This is a genomic window from Fictibacillus sp. S7 (assembly GCF_004127935.1).
Classification (GTDB): Bacteria; Bacillota; Bacilli; order Bacillales; family Fictibacillaceae; genus Fictibacillus_C; species Fictibacillus_C enclensis.
Genome location: NZ_QJKL01000001.1, coordinates 4472203 through 4487660, shown reverse-complemented (window position 1 = coordinate 4487660; position 15458 = coordinate 4472203). Strand labels below are relative to the sequence as shown.

General features: G+C 42.9%; 20 protein-coding genes and 1 pseudogene. 5 read left to right on the top strand and 16 right to left on the bottom strand.

Translation table 11 applies throughout. From position 1 onward, the window contains the following. Positions 1–60: 60 nt before the first annotated feature. On the bottom strand, positions 61–1410 hold the full coding sequence (locus DMO16_RS22790) for a glucose-6-phosphate isomerase (protein WP_129480140.1): 1350 nt from the start codon (positions 1408–1410) through the stop codon (positions 61–63). A 139-nt stretch (positions 1411–1549) separates the two neighbouring features. Beyond that, the gene (locus DMO16_RS22785) at positions 1550–2713 is read right to left on the bottom strand and encodes an iron-containing alcohol dehydrogenase (protein WP_129480139.1); all 1164 of its coding nucleotides are present in this window, start codon (positions 2711–2713) and stop codon (positions 1550–1552) included. Positions 2714–2952: 239 nt separating this feature from the next. Between DMO16_RS22785 and DMO16_RS22780 the strand changes: the two genes are divergently transcribed. Next, positions 2953–3189, top strand: coding sequence for a DUF378 domain-containing protein (locus DMO16_RS22780; protein ID WP_061972296.1), 237 nt, complete (start codon positions 2953–2955; stop codon positions 3187–3189). Positions 3190–3243: 54 nt separating this feature from the next. Here DMO16_RS22780 and yugI read toward each other — a convergent pair whose 3' ends face one another. The 4 genes from yugI to DMO16_RS22760 form a co-directional block, all read right to left on the bottom strand. After that, a complete protein-coding gene (yugI, locus tag DMO16_RS22775) occupies positions 3244–3642 on the bottom strand; it encodes a S1 domain-containing post-transcriptional regulator GSP13 (protein WP_061972295.1) in 399 nt (132 codons plus the stop codon). 169 nt (positions 3643–3811) lie between these two features. Continuing rightward, positions 3812–5194, bottom strand: coding sequence for a class II fumarate hydratase (locus DMO16_RS22770; protein WP_061972294.1), 1383 nt, complete (start codon positions 5192–5194; stop codon positions 3812–3814). A 238-nt stretch (positions 5195–5432) separates the two neighbouring features. Beyond that, a complete protein-coding gene (locus tag DMO16_RS22765) occupies positions 5433–5702 on the bottom strand; it encodes a hypothetical protein (protein ID WP_061972974.1) in 270 nt (89 codons plus the stop codon). A gap of 98 nt (positions 5703–5800) precedes the next feature. Next, entirely contained in the window at positions 5801–5968 is a 168-nt protein-coding gene (locus DMO16_RS22760; protein ID WP_074440552.1) for a sporulation protein YjcZ, read from the bottom strand. Positions 5969–6141: 173 nt separating this feature from the next. Here DMO16_RS22760 and DMO16_RS22755 point away from each other — a divergent pair, with 173 nt between their 5' ends. Then, positions 6142–7020 carry an alpha/beta fold hydrolase gene (locus DMO16_RS22755; protein ID WP_061972293.1) on the top strand — a complete coding sequence of 293 codons (879 nt, stop codon included), beginning with the start codon at positions 6142–6144 and terminating at the stop codon, positions 7018–7020. Positions 7021–7037: 17 nt separating this feature from the next. On the opposite strand, the gene DMO16_RS22750 is transcribed toward DMO16_RS22755, so the two are convergent. From DMO16_RS22750 to kynU, 4 genes are all read right to left on the bottom strand, one after another. Beyond that, positions 7038–8174: a conserved virulence factor C family protein gene (locus tag DMO16_RS22750; RefSeq protein ID WP_129480138.1), complete on the bottom strand. Its 1137-nt coding sequence runs from the start codon at positions 8172–8174 to the stop codon at positions 7038–7040. A gap of 12 nt (positions 8175–8186) precedes the next feature. Continuing rightward, entirely contained in the window at positions 8187–8474 is a 288-nt protein-coding gene (locus DMO16_RS22745; protein WP_129480137.1) for a hypothetical protein, read from the bottom strand. Between the two features lie 219 nt (positions 8475–8693). Beyond that, entirely contained in the window at positions 8694–9314 is a 621-nt protein-coding gene (kynB, locus tag DMO16_RS22740) for an arylformamidase (protein WP_129480136.1), read from the bottom strand. Beyond that, a complete protein-coding gene (gene kynU / locus DMO16_RS22735; protein WP_061972289.1) occupies positions 9314–10579 on the bottom strand; it encodes a kynureninase in 1266 nt (421 codons plus the stop codon). Before kynU ends, kynB begins: the two co-directional genes overlap by 1 nt. 288 nt (positions 10580–10867) lie before the next feature. On the opposite strand from kynU, the gene DMO16_RS22730 reads away from it, so the two are divergent. Together DMO16_RS22730 and DMO16_RS22725 are read left to right on the top strand one after the other, a co-directional pair. After that, entirely contained in the window at positions 10868–11020 is a 153-nt protein-coding gene (locus tag DMO16_RS22730; RefSeq protein ID WP_129480135.1) for an anti-repressor SinI family protein, read from the top strand. Between the two features lie 80 nt (positions 11021–11100). Then, positions 11101–11427: a helix-turn-helix domain-containing protein gene (locus DMO16_RS22725; RefSeq protein ID WP_061972288.1), complete on the top strand. Its 327-nt coding sequence runs from the start codon at positions 11101–11103 to the stop codon at positions 11425–11427. A gap of 26 nt (positions 11428–11453) precedes the next feature. Here the strand turns inward: DMO16_RS22725 and DMO16_RS22720 are convergent, their stop codons facing one another. The 6 genes and pseudogenes from DMO16_RS22720 to DMO16_RS25515 all read right to left on the bottom strand — a co-directional run. After that, positions 11454–11693, bottom strand: coding sequence for a hypothetical protein (locus tag DMO16_RS22720; protein WP_061972287.1), 240 nt, complete (start codon positions 11691–11693; stop codon positions 11454–11456). Then, on the bottom strand, positions 11680–12021 hold the full coding sequence (locus DMO16_RS22715; protein WP_129480134.1) for a helix-turn-helix domain-containing protein: 342 nt from the start codon (positions 12019–12021) through the stop codon (positions 11680–11682). Before DMO16_RS22715 ends, DMO16_RS22720 begins: the two co-directional genes overlap by 14 nt. Before the next feature lie 100 nt (positions 12022–12121). After that, entirely contained in the window at positions 12122–12706 is a 585-nt protein-coding gene (locus DMO16_RS22710; RefSeq protein ID WP_061972285.1) for a CalY family protein, read from the bottom strand. A gap of 99 nt (positions 12707–12805) precedes the next feature. Then, complete coding sequence (sipW, locus tag DMO16_RS22705) at positions 12806–13363, bottom strand: signal peptidase I SipW (protein WP_061972284.1); 558 nt, start codon at positions 13361–13363, stop codon at positions 12806–12808. 39 nt (positions 13364–13402) lie between these two features. Next, positions 13403–13846, bottom strand: a complete 444-nt coding sequence (locus tag DMO16_RS22700) for a hypothetical protein (RefSeq protein WP_241840636.1) — start codon at positions 13844–13846, stop codon at positions 13403–13405. A gap of 15 nt (positions 13847–13861) precedes the next feature. Continuing rightward, positions 13862–14008 (bottom strand): annotated as a pseudogene (locus DMO16_RS25515) (hypothetical protein); the annotation flags it as partial. A 276-nt stretch (positions 14009–14284) separates the two neighbouring features. On the opposite strand from DMO16_RS25515, the gene DMO16_RS22695 reads away from it, so the two are divergent. Continuing rightward, a complete protein-coding gene (locus DMO16_RS22695) occupies positions 14285–15448 on the top strand; it encodes a CapA family protein (RefSeq protein WP_241840635.1) in 1164 nt (387 codons plus the stop codon). Positions 15449–15458: the final 10 nt, after the last annotated feature.

Genomic DNA, 15458 nt, shown 5'->3' with positions numbered 1-15458 from the left:
AAAATAAGCCCTGAAAGGAAATGAAAAAAGATGACCCCCCATCGAGGTCATCTCAAAGAATTATAAACGTTTTTCCAGTTCTTCTTTTTCCTTTTCAAAACCTGGCTTGCCAAGTAGTGCAAACATATTCTTCTTATACGCTTCCACTCCAGGCTGGTCGAAAGGATTTACTCCAAGAAGGTATCCGCTGACCGCACAGGCTTTTTCAAAGAAATACACCAGATAGCCAAAATGGTATGGCGTTAATTCCGGAATGTTAACTACCAGGTTAGGAACGCCGCCATCGGTATGAGCAAGAAGTGTTCCTTGAAATGCTTTTTTATTGACAAAGTCCATGGTTTGTCCAGCCAGGAAATTCAGCTTGTCGAGATTTTGCTCGTCCTCTTCAATGGTAATTTCCTCGCGTGCATTCTCCACATTCAGCACGGTTTCAAAAAGGTCGCGTCGTCCTTCTTGAACGTATTGACCCATGGAGTGAAGATCAGTTGAAAAGTCAACGGACGCTGGATAAATACCTTTATTGTCCTTACCTTCACTTTCACCGTACAATTGCTTCCACCATTCGGAAACATAGTGAAGACTTGGTTCGTAGTTCACCATTAATTCAATGGTTTTTCCTTTGTTATACAATGCGTTTCGGGCCGCTGCATACTGGTATGCTTCGTTTTCAGCAAGTTCTGGAGAAGAATATGCCTTGCTCGCATCTGCTGCCCCGCTCATCATTTCTTCAATATTCACACCGCTAACCGCGATTGGAAGAAGTCCTACAGCCGTCAGGACGGAGTAACGTCCCCCCACATCATCAGGGATAACAAAGCTTTCATAGCCTTGTTCATCCGCCAATGTTTTCAAAGCGCCTTTCGCACGGTCTGTTGTCGCATAAATGCGCGTGCGTGCTTCTTCTTTTCCATACTTCTCTTCAAGCAGCTTGCGGAAAATACGGAATGCAATAGCCGGTTCGGTTGTTGTTCCTGATTTTGAAATCACGTTTACAGAAACATCTTTGCCTTCAATCAATTGAAGCAAGTCCTTCATATACGTAGAAGAAATATTTTGTCCGGCAAAGATCACCTGTGGCGCTTTGCGTTCTTCTTTGGAAAGCATGTTAGAGAAAGAATGGTTCAACATTTCAATCGCTGCCCGTGCTCCCAGATAAGAACCGCCAATTCCAATGACGATCAATACATCGGAATCATTTTTAATTTTTTCTGCGCTTTTTTGAATGCGGGCAAATTCTTCTTTGTCGTACTCGGTTGGAAGATCCACCCATCCTAAAAAGTCACTGCCCGCGCCTGTTTTATTATGGATTTGTTCATGTGCGGCTTTCACCAATGCTGACAAATTCGTTACTTCATGGTCTCCTAAAAAAGGTAAAGCTTTGCTGTAATCAAAACGTAGTTTGCTGGCCAATGTACACGCCTCCGTTTTTTGTATTAGTCTTTTTTACTTTACAGAACGAAAAAGTACAAATTAGAAAACCGTTAGAAAAACGGCTCTCCTGATTTGCGTTTAAAAAGTAAAGTGGGTCATCTGTTACTTTCCCTATCCTTTACAGGGACATGCGTAAAATTTCAAGCACATCTTCTTTATTTAATTTTTTAAAATTGCCAAACTCGCCATTAGCCATTGCTTTATCAGCAATAAGGTCAAGCTTCGAGTCATCAATATCATAATCGGCAAGACGGTTCGGAGCACCGATGGAAGTCCAGAAAGCAGACAGCTTATCAATTCCTTCAAGAGCTACTTCACGGTCAGATTTACCTTCAGACTCCACATTGAACACTCGAACAGCCAGCTGCTTTAAGCGAGCAGGGTTTTCATCAAGAACATGTCTAAGCAGGTTCGGGAACAAAATAGCTAATCCTCCGGCATGAGGAATATCGTAAACAGCAGAAACGGCATGCTCAAGGTTATGAGTAGCCCAGTCACCCTGAACGCCCATTGCGATCGTTCCGTTCAATGCCATTGTTCCATTATAAAGGATGGTTTCGCGAAGATCATAGTTCTCAAGATCCTTCACCATTTTTGGTGCTGTTTCAATTACCGTTCTCAAAATGGATTCAGCAAAACGGTCCTGAAGAAGCGCATTTTCTGTATGGTTGAGATACGTTTCAAGCACATGCGACATCATATCAACCATGCCATAGATGGTATGGTCTTTTGGCACAGTAAATGTGTTCACTGGATCAAGAATTGAAAACTTAGGGAACACAAGCGGGCTTCCCCATCCATATTTTTCATTGGTTTCCCAATTGGTAATAACCGATCCAGAGTTCATTTCAGAACCTGTTGCAGCAAGTGTCAGCACAGTTCCAAATGGGACCGCTTCTTTCGGTGTACTTTTCTTCGTGACGAAATCCCAAACGTCGCCATCGTATTTAGCCCCTGCAGCAATTGCCTTGGTACAGTCAATAACACTTCCGCCACCAACGGCCAAAATGAAATTAATATTATTTTCCTTGCAGATTTCTACACCTTTTTTAACGGTAGTTAATCGTGGATTAGGCTCTACTCCGGAAAGTTCATGAACCTCAGCCCCCATTTTTCTCAGTTCACTTGTTACCTGGTCGTACAGGCCGCTGCGCTTAATGCTGCCACCGCCGTAAACAAGCAATACCTTTTTACCATATGGCTCCATTTCAGAGGAGAGCTGGCTGAGTTGTCCTTTCCCGAACACTAATCGAGTTGGGTTATAGTACGTAAATGAATTCATTATTTTACCTCCCAGTGATCCAATACTTCGTTAGTATTATCCATCATGCCGATTTTAAAAGTAAAGAAATTGGCTTGAACCCAATTTAACATGAACAAATATTGAACAATACACTAAACAAAAGTTGAATATTAACAAAAAATGGGTTTGTCCTTCTCGTTCATGTGGAAATGTATAAATGTAACCAAGAGAAGTCATCCTATTACTGCAATTAATTTCATTCTTAAGGAGGCAATACCATGAATGGATTACAACGTACTGCATTAGCTTTAGTCATTATCGGTGCAATCAACTGGGGTCTTATCGGGTTCTTCCAATTCGATCTCGTAGCAGCCATTTTCGGCGGTCAGGATGCAGCACTTTCCCGAATCGTTTATGGATTGGTTGGACTATCCGGTTTATATTGCCTGACTCTTCTTTTCAAACCATCTCATGAAGTTGAACGTGAAGACCGCGTTGAAACCAATCGCGTGTAACAAAACCACAACAATAAAAAAAAAGCTCTTCCCAGGTGGAAGAGCTTTTTTCAATTATTTCTTAAGACGCTTGTTAAGTTGAGCTTGACGGTCTGTAGACTCTTTCAACCATTCTTTAAGCTTTGCTTCAAGTGTGTTGAAGCCTTTGGAAGAATCTTGAGCCGCTTGCTTCTTAGGTGCAGGACGACGTTCTTTTTTAGGAGCTTGGGCTGGTGCTTCCTGAGTTTGACGGATGGAAAGAGAAATCTTTTTTGAATCTTCGTCAACAGAAAGAATTTTTACCTGTACAATATCCCCCACTTTTAATACGTCGTTAATATCTTTAACAAAGCTATGAGAAACCTCAGAGATATGAACCAATCCCTGAACTTCGTCGTTTAAAGCGACGAAAGCACCAAACGGTTTAATTCCAGTTACTTTACCTTCAACGATGCTACCTACTTCAAAATTCATGAAAACACTCCTAACTATTTTTTAACCTATTAAGTATAACACACCCGGGGATAAAAGAAAATGAATGTAACAGGATAACCCATGCCCAATTTCAAGCAAATAGGGCCATAAGTTTGAGTTTCACCTCATGCCCATACCCATATTTGGCGTTATTGGAAACTTTTTCTCGTTAAACCAACCGTTCTGGATTCAGCAATGTTTCTGCCTCTTCTTTTGTAATATATCCTTTTTCAACGGCAATCTCCTTGACCGTCTTACCTGAACTGAAGCTTTCTTTCGCCACTTCTGCGGCTTTTTCATAGCCTGTTTTTGGATTCAGTGCAGTCGCAATAGCCAGGCTCTGCTCCATCAATTCTTTAATCCGCTCTTCATTGGCCTCCAGGCCGCTAAGGCAGCGTTCAGTGAAGGTCCTCATCCCTGAAGAAAGAATCGTAATGGAATGAAGGAGGTTGAGACCAATCACCGGCATCATGACATTGATCTCCAACTGGCTGCCAATTCCCGCGGTTGTCACACACGTATCATTGCCAATAACCTGCGCACAAATCATGTATAAATTTTCAAGAATGACCGGATTCACCTTTCCTGGCATGATCGAAGAACCTGGCTGTACCGCTGGCAGCAGGATTTCTGCAATGCCGGTTCTCGGCCCCGAACTCAGCAATCGTAAGTCCGAAGAGATTTTGATAAGATGAATGGCCAATTCCTTTAAATGCCCGCTGACCTGGATCGCCGCGCCATTATTTTGCATAAAACGGAAGCGGTCGGTTGGCTGTGTAAACGAAAGACCGGTGCGCGTTGCCACTTCGTTAATTGCCTTTTCACTATAATCGGGATGCGCATTGATTCCTGTGCCGACTGCGTTTCCTCCCAGGCCTATTTCAAACAAGAAGGGCTCGCTTTGTTTAAGCGCATCATGCACTTTTTGAAGACTTTCTGCGTATCCTCCAAACGACTGGCCAAGCCTCATTGGAACCGCATCCTGCAGATGGGTCCGGCCGGATCGGATGATGTCATGAAATTCCTCTTGTTTTTTTCGGAGAGCCACAATGGTTTCTTCAAGAGCAGGATACAGCTTAGCATAAAGTTCCTGTGCGGTACTGATGTTGATGGCCACATGAATCGTATCATTCGTGGATTGTGCCATGTTTACGTGGTCATTGGGATGGACGTTGCTCCAATCCCCTTTCTCACCGCCAAGAAGCTCGGATGCACGGCTTGCTATGACTTCATTCGCATTCATGTTCTGTGAAGTACCTGCTCCCGCCTGATAAGCATCAACCACAAATTGATCGGCAAGCTTTCCTTCCATTACTTCCTCCGCTGCCTGAATAATAGCGTTGGCTTTCTTCTCATCCAGTTCTCCGCAGTCCCGGTTTGCGGCGGCTGCGCTCGCTTTAATGATCGCTTGTGCTTTTACAAAAGCAAAAGGAAGCCGTTGCCCGCTGATTGGGAAGTTTTCCACTGCCCGCTGGGTTTGGGCCCCATAATAGGCCTCTTTTGGCACCTGAACTTCTCCAAGCGTATCTTTTGCTGTTCTGTATTCCGTCATCATGCATCTCCTTTCATCACTTTACGGTTAAACCGCATATCCTCATTTTTTTGTATTCCCTCTTTTTTCACATTTTATGGTTTATCTTTTGAGACTCTGTCCATACTGATAAGGCAGCATTCGATATCCCCTTTTTCTTTGCAGGCATGCCACCACATGCCTGCTTTTTTTTTCAAAAAATCAGGCTCGTCTGTTTTTTTATTCCACCAAAAAAAGCCTCTTTGCAAGAGACTTAAGGCTAACTTGATTCAATGGATGCCAGGTCATCCCTTTCCTTATGTAAAGCGATGACCACAGCTGGAGATTTTTTTATTTTTCGGTGTTCTGTCCGGAATCCGGCCTTTTTCTGTTTCATGAAAGTCGCTTTTGAAATGGGACGCGGGCGGGACCAGGAAATAGACTCCGGGTTTCTCCAGGAATCATGGGTAATCAGCTCGGTTTTGTAATAATAACAATTGCCGCTTAAGTATTCTTCACATATATATAATACGGTATGTTTGCTATGCATTCGCCGATCGCTCCATTTTTTTGATACATTATCCCCTTTTTCGCCAGCTTTATTCATAGAAAGAGCCTGAAGCTCGAAACTTCAAGCCCTTCACATCCTTATCTAAAGAACCACCATAAACCTCCAAAGATAAGGAGAAGTATAAATATGATAATCAATACGGCCCAAACCCAGCCGTAACCATAGCCATATCCGCCACCACCGGCTACGCCATAGCCATAACCATAGCCATAGTACGGAAAACCGCCACCATAAGGATATGCCATATTACAAACCTCCTTCATCTGTTACGTCCTCACATAATAAAATATGTCAGACCGGGGTAAAGAGGAAGAGAGGCAAGTGCGGATTTTGTGCCTGTTCGAGGAAATTTTTTCTTTTGGTAAAGAAAACAGGATGGGGCAAAGTAACTAAGACGAAAAGATGATGGAGGAATGCAATGGAAACAAAAAATACGCCGCTGCTTACTCCGGCATTTCGGAAAAAGATCGGCGATGTTACGATTCATTATGAAGATTTTCACCAACCGAACCCTGAGGCACAAGTTCTGATCCTTATTCACGGATTTTTGTCTTCCACCATCAGCTTTCGCCAGCTGATCCCCTATTTGACGGATGACTACCATGTGGTGGCCATCGACCTCCCGGGATTTGGGAAAAGCGAAAAATCAAAGCGCTTTACGTATTCATTGGCCAACTATGGAAAGCTTGTATTATCGTTCATTGAGGAAATGGGCTGGTCCAATGTGGTACTGGTTGGCCACTCGATGGGCGGCCAGGTCGCATTGCATGCCTCACGCCAGGACGGCAAACTAATAGATAAGCTCATTCTTATTGGCTGCTGTGGATATATTAAACGGGCAGGTACTCCCATTATTTGCTGCTCCTATCTTCCTTTCTTTTCCTGGGGGTTGAAGCAATGGGTATTGAAAAAGGACATCAAGAACAATTTAAGCGGCGTGCTTCACAATATGAACCTGGTCACCGATGAGCTGATCAGAGATTACAGGGCGCAATTTTTGGAAGAAGGATTTTTTGACAGTTTAATCCGTCTTCTCCGGCATCGTGAAGGAGATTTGAAGCCGTTTGAACTCAATTCTATTTTGCATCCTATATTGCTGATCCATGGTGACGATGACCAAGTCATTCCGTTAACTACAGGGAAACGGCTAAACGGTGATTTGAAGAATTCCAGACTGATCGTATACAAAGATACGGGGCACTTGATTATGGAAGAAAAACCGAAAGAACTGGCACAGGACATAAAAAACTTCCTTTCACTGCCAGGCAAAAAAAAAGCGATCCAGACTCCGGTCTAAGATCGCTTCTTTGACATTTATTGATTTTCTCTGCTTCTCATCATCTGCTGCCAGACAGAACCGACCGCCTCTTCTCCGCTTTGAATTCGCTCGAGCGCAATTTTCGCCTGCAGCCGAACTTCAAATTCAGGATCGTCTTCTGCCGCTTTTAGAGACGGAACGGCGGTTTCATCTCCTGCTTCAAACAGGAATCGTGCCGCCCGCCATCGAACCAGTTTATTTTTATCCTCCAATGCTTCACACATGGCAGGAATCGCTTTTGGATTTCCCAGGTCTGACAGACAGTCCCCAGCTGTTCGTCTTACTGCTACATTCTTATCTTTTAATCCTGCATATAACAGCGGAAGAACCGCTTCGTCTTCAATCATGCCAAGATATACGACGGCCAGCCGGCGTATGGAAGGCTTTGGATCCTTCAGCGCCTGTTTCAGCACCATAATATCGTCTACTGTTGGATTCATGCGTTCTAAGGCTGCATACCGTGTTTGCCAGTCTTCATCTCTCATTTTTTCAGCTACTTCAGTGGAAGTTACGGTTTCCTCTGGCGCTTTTTTCCCTTCCTCGCTGACAAACGCCTGCTCCACAAGCTTGTGTACCCGTTCTTCATCATAAGCAGCAGAGATTTCATCGACGACTTCCTGACCGATTTGCTCAAAGGTTCCATAACGGACACCTTGTTCTTCCCACTTTCGCTCCATAACGAGGTTATCCGATGCTTTTTGTGCTTCGAGAGCCGCCTTCATGAACCGGTCAGGCAAACCCGCACGGCGCTCTTCCTTGTCTGTTTTTAATTTCACCTGCATCGGCAGTCCTCTGAACATTTGAATCAACACGGTAATTTCGAGATACTCATCGTCCTTGTTCTCTTCAGTGCTATCCTGTTCCAGTGTTGGTTCTGAATCTCCAAATACTTCACGTACGCCAGCAAGTACATCCTCCCAATCGGCACGCGGATGGCGGTCGAGTGCGATAAAGTCTGCCACATGATATACACTTTTAACCCCTTCTACCTGAAAGATTTCTTTAATGTAATCAGGTGCGCCCTCCAGGTTATCCTTTGTATAGTTGTACCTTTTGTTTCCCGGCAGGCTTTCATCCATATTTATTTTCATGGAGTTTGGACTTGGCGTTGGTTCAATGCCTTTAATCTTCATGCTTTCACTCCTTCAAATCAAGTTCTGCTGGGTAATAAAATCCAGCAATTTCTTCTTTTCGGTATCCGTGAATTTATACTCACTGTCTACCCCTTCATCATGGACAATAAAATCCTGTACCTCGCCTTCCAGATCAAACACAACCAATGCGCTCGGGTCGGTCAGATCAGCCGGCAGCATCGTGTCTTTTGAAAATTCGAAAGTCAAATACACATTGATCCAGTGTCCGCTTTTCATGACTTCAGGATATAATGCAGTAAAATTCGCTTCGAAGTAATTTTGAAATCCATACTTGTACATAATGTTCCCCCGTATGACATAAAGCTTCTCTCTTATTATAAACAATCCATGTTCAGGAAACAAAGGTGGCGGGTTGCTTGCTGGTCTTGAAAGTGTTGTTTTCCGTTCCAGGTTCCTCGCTTTTACAGGGCTTCGCAGCGTGCGCTGAGCCCATCAGGCGCAAGCTCCTTTTAAGAAGAAAAAGACACCGGCGCATCGTGCACCAGTGTCCAGGATGATCTATCGGCTTAATACCGCACGAACCGGGCTGCCGTCGCCTTCTTTTAAGGGAAGAGGCAATGCCATGAGATGGTATTCTCCCGGCTCGATAACGTCAAGCACAAGTCCTTCAAGGATATGAATTCCTTTACCATGAAGAGCATGGTGAGCGGGAAGCTCTTTGCTGTCAAGGGGATCCACGGAAGGCACATCTACACCAATCAGACGGACTCCCTTATCAAATAAATAAGGTGCAAGGGATTCATGAAGACAGGTGATGCCTGCCGGAAACACGCTTCGATCCTTCCATGAACCGGTTTTAAGCAGGACCCTCTGAATACCGTCAAGCTGTTCGCTTTCCAAATCTTCCGGCCTTACACAGTCTCTCTCCCTGACATCAACAACCAGCGCTGTTCCGGCGTACAAATCAAGATCTAATTCCAACACCCGTTCTCCTTGGCTGTCAAAGTGAAAGGGAGCATCAATATGGGTGCCTGTATGGGTGCTCATCGTAATTTGTCCAACATTTACAGAACCTGATTCTTCTTTCGTCCATGTCAATTCATAGGCAAATAGCGTATCACCAGGCCAGATGGGAACGGTTGAACTTAGCGGCATGGAAACATCGATCAGTTTTCCCATTATGCAATCACCTCTCTAACATTAGGGAATTTCTCATACTGCTTTTCACTCATGATTTTCTTCAACCGTACGATTGTATCATGCACATCTTGGAATGAAGTATAAAGTGGAACGGGAGCCAGCCGGATGACGTTCGGCGCCCGGAAATCAGGTACAACTTGATTTTCTTTTAATGCTTTGCAGATTCTTGCTGCCTCAGAGTGCTCAAGGCATACATGTCCTCCACGGCGTTCATCTTCTCTTGGATTGCCAATGTGAAAACCAAAGGAAGATAGCTCCGTTTCAATCAATTCCATCATGTAGCGGGTAAGCTGAAGCGATTTCTCCCTTAACCGACCCATTCCTGCTTCTGCAAAAAGTTCGAGCGACCCGATGAGCGGTGCAGTACTTAATACATGAGGAGTCCCCATTTGGAAAGCGCCCGCCGTATCTGACGGAACAAATTCAAGAGACATATCAAACTGCTTTTCTTTGTTTGAACCAAACCAGCCAGCAAGACCGGGTGCTGTTTTAAAATGTTTGCGGTTTACATAGAGTCCGGCAACACTGCCGGGACCTCCGTTCAAATATTTGTAATTGCACCAAAAAGCGAAGTCCACCTCCCAATTGGACAATTCATGAGGAACGGCTCCAATGGAATGACATAAATCAAAGCCGATCAGGATTCCCCTTTTGTGTGCTTCTGCTGTCAGCCGCTGGATATCAAGCAGTTGTCCGCTACGGTAGAGAACAGAAGGAAGCACAATGAGGGCTACCTCCTCTGTCATCGAGGAAATGATATCCTCTTCCTCTATCATTCTGCCATCCTGGCTTTTTACGGATAACAGATGATCAGCGGGGGTTAAAGATTTTAGATGGAGCTGGCTTTTTAGCGCATAAATGTCCGATGGAAACGTCAGTTCATCGGCCAAAATTTTGGTTTTGGTGCCAGCAGGTTGAAAAAAGGTAGATACAAGCTGATGAAGGTTTCCGGTCGTTGAACCAGTGACGATTACCTCGTCTTTATGGGCACCAATAAGCGGAGCCATTTTTCCTCCAAGTTTTTCGCTAAGCGTAAACCAGGGATGTGTACCTGCCATCCAGCCATCAATACCATATTCTTTCCAGTCAGTTAAAACCTCTGCAAGCGTCTTCTCGGCATTTTTCGACAAAAGGCCTAATGAGTTGCCGTCCATATACAAGACACCTTTTTTGACATAAAATTCTTCTTTAAAGTGCTTGAGCCCATCTTTTCCGTCCATTTCAGTCCAATATGCTTGTTTCATTGTTTATGTGCCCCTTTTTTCATTTCTCCTTCTATCTTAAACAATTAAGCGCTTTCTCTCAATGAAACCGTTTTCTTTTCAAATATTACAATTATGTAACAGTCAAATTACGACATAATTTCGGAGGATTCCCATTTATAATAAAAACTATGAAAAACGAACTACTATTTGGAGAAAAATGTATAATAAGCACAACTTGTTTGACTGCTGAAAAATGAGGGTTTTGTTTACCATTGAGAACGCTGGTACTGATTTTAATGGAGAAAGCAGAAAGAGGAGGAATTTATAATGACAAGCAATGAACACTTGGACCAAGAGTGGATTCATTTAATTCTGCAAGCTAAAAAAATGGGATTAAGTATTGAAGAAGTTCGTTTATACCTACGAAAGACCTATATTACTCCTCCTGCAAAAACTTACATAAAAGCGAGATCCTTGTGATGCCGCTTTCCTTCTATTTACATGATGCTGACCTTAATTGTATAATATAATCAAATTCGTAGTAAAAAAGAGGGATAATAGTGATTGGTGAACTTGTAAAAAAGTATCGAAAAGAGAAAGGCCTTTCTTTATCAGCGTTAGCGGAACGAGCAGGTATCGCCAAGTCCTATCTCAGCTCTCTGGAACGAAATATCCAAACCAATCCATCTGTGCAATTGTTGGAAAAATTATCAGCAGTACTCGATATTCCAGTAGAGAAGCTTTTGAATGAAAAATCAGAAGTGAATGAGAATGAACTTGATTATGAATGGGCGGAGCTTGTAAAGGAAGCCATGGATTCAGGAGTCAGCAAGGATCAGTTTAAAGAGTTCCTTGAGTTCAATAAATGGAGAAATAAGCAAAGTTAAGCCGACATTTGTACATGTCGGCTTGTTTAAATAGATACATCAATAATGGGTACAAATTCTTTATATTCATAGTGTTTATAATAAGCGGCTGCCAGCCGTCTTTTTTTCTCTTGTTGATAGAGTTTCTGCCTGACATAATCAAAGGGGGCTATTCCTTCATAAACGTTATTGAGGTAGATTTCACAAACGTTTGCCCCTTTGTAAACAATCTCTACCGTATTTCCCTGTAGCACACTCCGGTAGATTCCATTTTCAAACCGAATCATCTGACATTCCCTTATTTTTGATTTTCCAGCTTTCATAGGCCAAAAACTCTCTGATTTCCTCACGGTCAATCCCAATTTCCTTCGCTTGCACGATCAGCTCTATCCAACCATGATCAAGGGTATATTCATTATTATTCACTAATTTTTCCACCGGTACCTCCAAGGCTCTGGCAACCTTCATAATCATTTGCGCAGATGGATTTGTTTTATGGTTTTCAATACTGCTGACATACCCTTTGGATACGCCGGAGCGTTCTGCTAATTTGGTGATGCTCCATCCCTTTTTTTGCCGCATGCGTTTGATTTTTTTTCCGATGAAATTTTGCAAGTCTTTGACTTCCTTTACTGAAACTAAAAGCTGCTAGCCGCTTTTTCCTCTGGTTGTAAAAAGGAAAGGTGAGAATAAATTCCCACCTTTGCCTCAATCCTTACTTCGCTTCTCCAGCACCTTGTTGTGCATTGAATGTCCATTTCAGAGATAAAGAGTCTCCCTGGAATTTGTTTTGGTCCTGGCCATTATCAACAAATGTGAACATGACAAGCATTTCATCGCTATCCCCTGCTTTTAGGCCTTTTTTCTCGCCCATCCATCCTTTGGCAACCGCATCAGGATTCTTTTGCTTCTTAAGGTCAGCCAACGTTGTGCTGTAGATCACATCATTGTCTTTGTCAGAGTTGTAGAGGAAATCAACTTGGATGTGTCGTCCAAAATCTTCTCCCGCGTTATCTCCTTTAGCATCCGTTACCGTGTAGTTTGTGTTCAAAAGAATTTTTTTGACATCAAGAGTTCCATCATTCTTAAGGTCGAATGAACGAAGGATATAATCTCCCGGCTTCATATTCGAAAGCTCTACAATGGTTGATGGGTCTATATTGATATCCAGTGTACCTGCTGCAAATGTGCTGGAAGCTTCTGCAGAATCACTGAAATATGCATATGTACCTCCACCGATTAAAGACAGCCCCAATGCTGCTGATGCTACACCCAGTCCTAATTTCTTTTTCAAACTCATGTCTAATCCTCCCTCTCCCATATAAATGGGAATATGACATTTTTTATATTGAACCTGCAAAGATAATCAGTGCAGTGAACAATCGGTCCGTGTTTCACATTAGAGAGTACTTTCTTTTTTTGAAATTTCGACTTCCCGAATGGCTTTCCAAATCGTGATGGCAGAGTAAATGAGCAGTAGAATTCCTGGGATAATCATAAGTAACATGGTTCCTTTTTTGGACTGAGCAAATTCCATTCCATACCCGATATAAGGGAAGGTAAAGCCGTTATACTGGGCGACAACATTGGCTGACAGAACCGGTTCTGGATCCGGCGCGTTGTTATTGTCCCCCTTGGTGACATATCTGACGTTGTCACCCTTGCCCTCCACCTTATAAATGCGGTGGGTAATCAATTTATTTTCAGAAGCCTTAAAGGTGATCACATCCCCTTTTTGAAAACGGGTCATGTCTCCACCAGGCTTTACTGCAATGATTGAACCGGTTTGAATACCAGGCTCCATGGAACCGGATAAGACAGTTTTCAGCTGATACCCGTTGAAGGCGGGTTCTCCACCTGAAGCTCTCGATGAAATAACAACGAACAACATAAATAGCAAGGTAATTAAAAGGACACCTGTAATCAGATTACTGATCCATTTTCTTAGGGCTGCCATAAGCTGCACCACTCCTTAGTAAAGGAATAAAGGGGGTTGTTACTGTTCTTCCGTCTCCTCATTCCCTGTTGATTGGTCTTGCTTCCCTTCTTCCTGCTTTTGCTCTTTAGTCTGCACAGATTGGCTGGAAACGGCATCATCAGTCGTTTCGTCTGTTTTTTTATCCGGCTGATCTTCTGGTGTTTTTTCTGATGTCTTTTCCGGGTTTGTTTCCGGATTGGTTTCGGAAGGTGGCTTTGTTTCTGTTGTGGTTTCCTGCTGCTTCTGTGTTTGGACTGCCGGTTTGTCCGGTTGCTTTTTGTCAGTCTGATCCTTATTTTCTGCTGGTTTTTCTGCCTTGCTTTTCACTTCCTGTTTTTTGTCTTTACCGTCCTCTTTCTTATCAGCTGGTTCACCGGCTTTGTCACAGGAGTCTTTTTTGTCGCTTTGTGAAGAAGATTTCTGCTGATCTTTCTCTGTGACACAGTCCGAAGAATCCATCACTTTTGCTGTGATTGTTCCAGTAACTACTTCCGTATCACTGAATGAAGCGTTCGTAGGCGAATATAGATATATAAAAGCGAAAACGATACTATAACAAATGATTGACAGTTTTATTGTCAACCGCAAAAACCAACTGCAGTATGGAGAACGTTTGATGTTCATCTTCCCCCTTACAAACAAAATGTTTATTTTGTTGTTCTCTACTAAGAACAACATTCTTACTGTAGTATGGCATGTTTTATAGGGAGAAGAAAACGTTAATTTAAGGATTTTCGTTCTTTTTAACAGACATAATTTCTATTTTTCTCCATTTATCGCGATTTATCGCAATTTTTTGTAATATCCACAATGAATTTTGTTCATTTTATAGAACAATACGTTAAATTTTTCTTGAAATTCAAACAAAATCCCCTACTATTGTAGGTAGGGGGACATTATATGATGAAAAAAACAACGGTTTATGCAGGAATTGTCGTGATCATTTTGTTGGCCATTTTTTTACCGTTCTATGCCAATAAAACGGAAGCGCCTTCAGTAAATGAAAAAGAACAAACTAGCGGCCAGAAAACAAACACCAACAAACAGGAGGCGCCCTCACGGCCAGAAAAACCAAAAACGATTACTCATGAGGCCACCCTCGGAGCAGTCGGTGATATCCTGATTCACGACCGGGTCTACAATAAAGCTAAGACAAAGGACGGCTCGTATGACTTTAATCCGATGCTAAAAGAGGTTAAGCCTTTTTTGGAAAAACCTGACATTACCGTGGCTAATCAGGAAACAATGATTGGCGGGGAAAAAATAGGGTTATCTTCTTATCCTTCCTTTAATTCGCCACAGGAAGTAGGAGATGCGTTGAAGGAAAATGGCGTGGATTTGGTGACCTTGGCAAACAACCACACTATCGACCGCGGGGAAAAAGCCATCCTCAGTGCGATTGAGCACTGGAACAAAATTAACATGCCTTATACCGGAGCGTTTAAATCCACAGAGGATCAAAAAACCATTCGAACCTTAAAGCGTAATGACATTACGTTTTCATTCTTGAGCTTCACGTTCGGCACAAATGGAATTCCAGTTCCCAAGGATAAACCCTATCTTGTCAATTTGATTGATGAGACTAAAATAAAAGAAGGAATCCAACAGGCGGAAAAGATATCTGATGTTGTCGTGCTGAGTCTGCACTTTGGTAATGAATACGAACGGATGCCCAATGAGGAACAAAAGAAGCTAACCCGTATGGCCGCCAATGCCGGGGCGGATATTATCATCGGCCATCATCCTCATGTCCTGCAGCCGGTCGCCTGGATTAAGAAAAAGAACGGAGAGCGCGCCTTTGTCGCTTATTCTCTTGGCAACTTCTTTTCGGGACAAACCGGTCCCTATAAAAACATAGGAGGCATGATGGAAATTCATGTAAAAAAGGCAGTAACAGGGAAAAAGGAAAAGATTACGTTGGAGAAGCCATCCTTTTTGCCGACCTGGGTTGACCGTTCCTGGCATGTACATCCGATAGAGCAAGTTCCTTCACAGCAACAGAAATACAAAGAAATCAAAAAACATATGAACCAATATGTACCCGAATTGCAATTTTCGCTTTAATACTTATTAA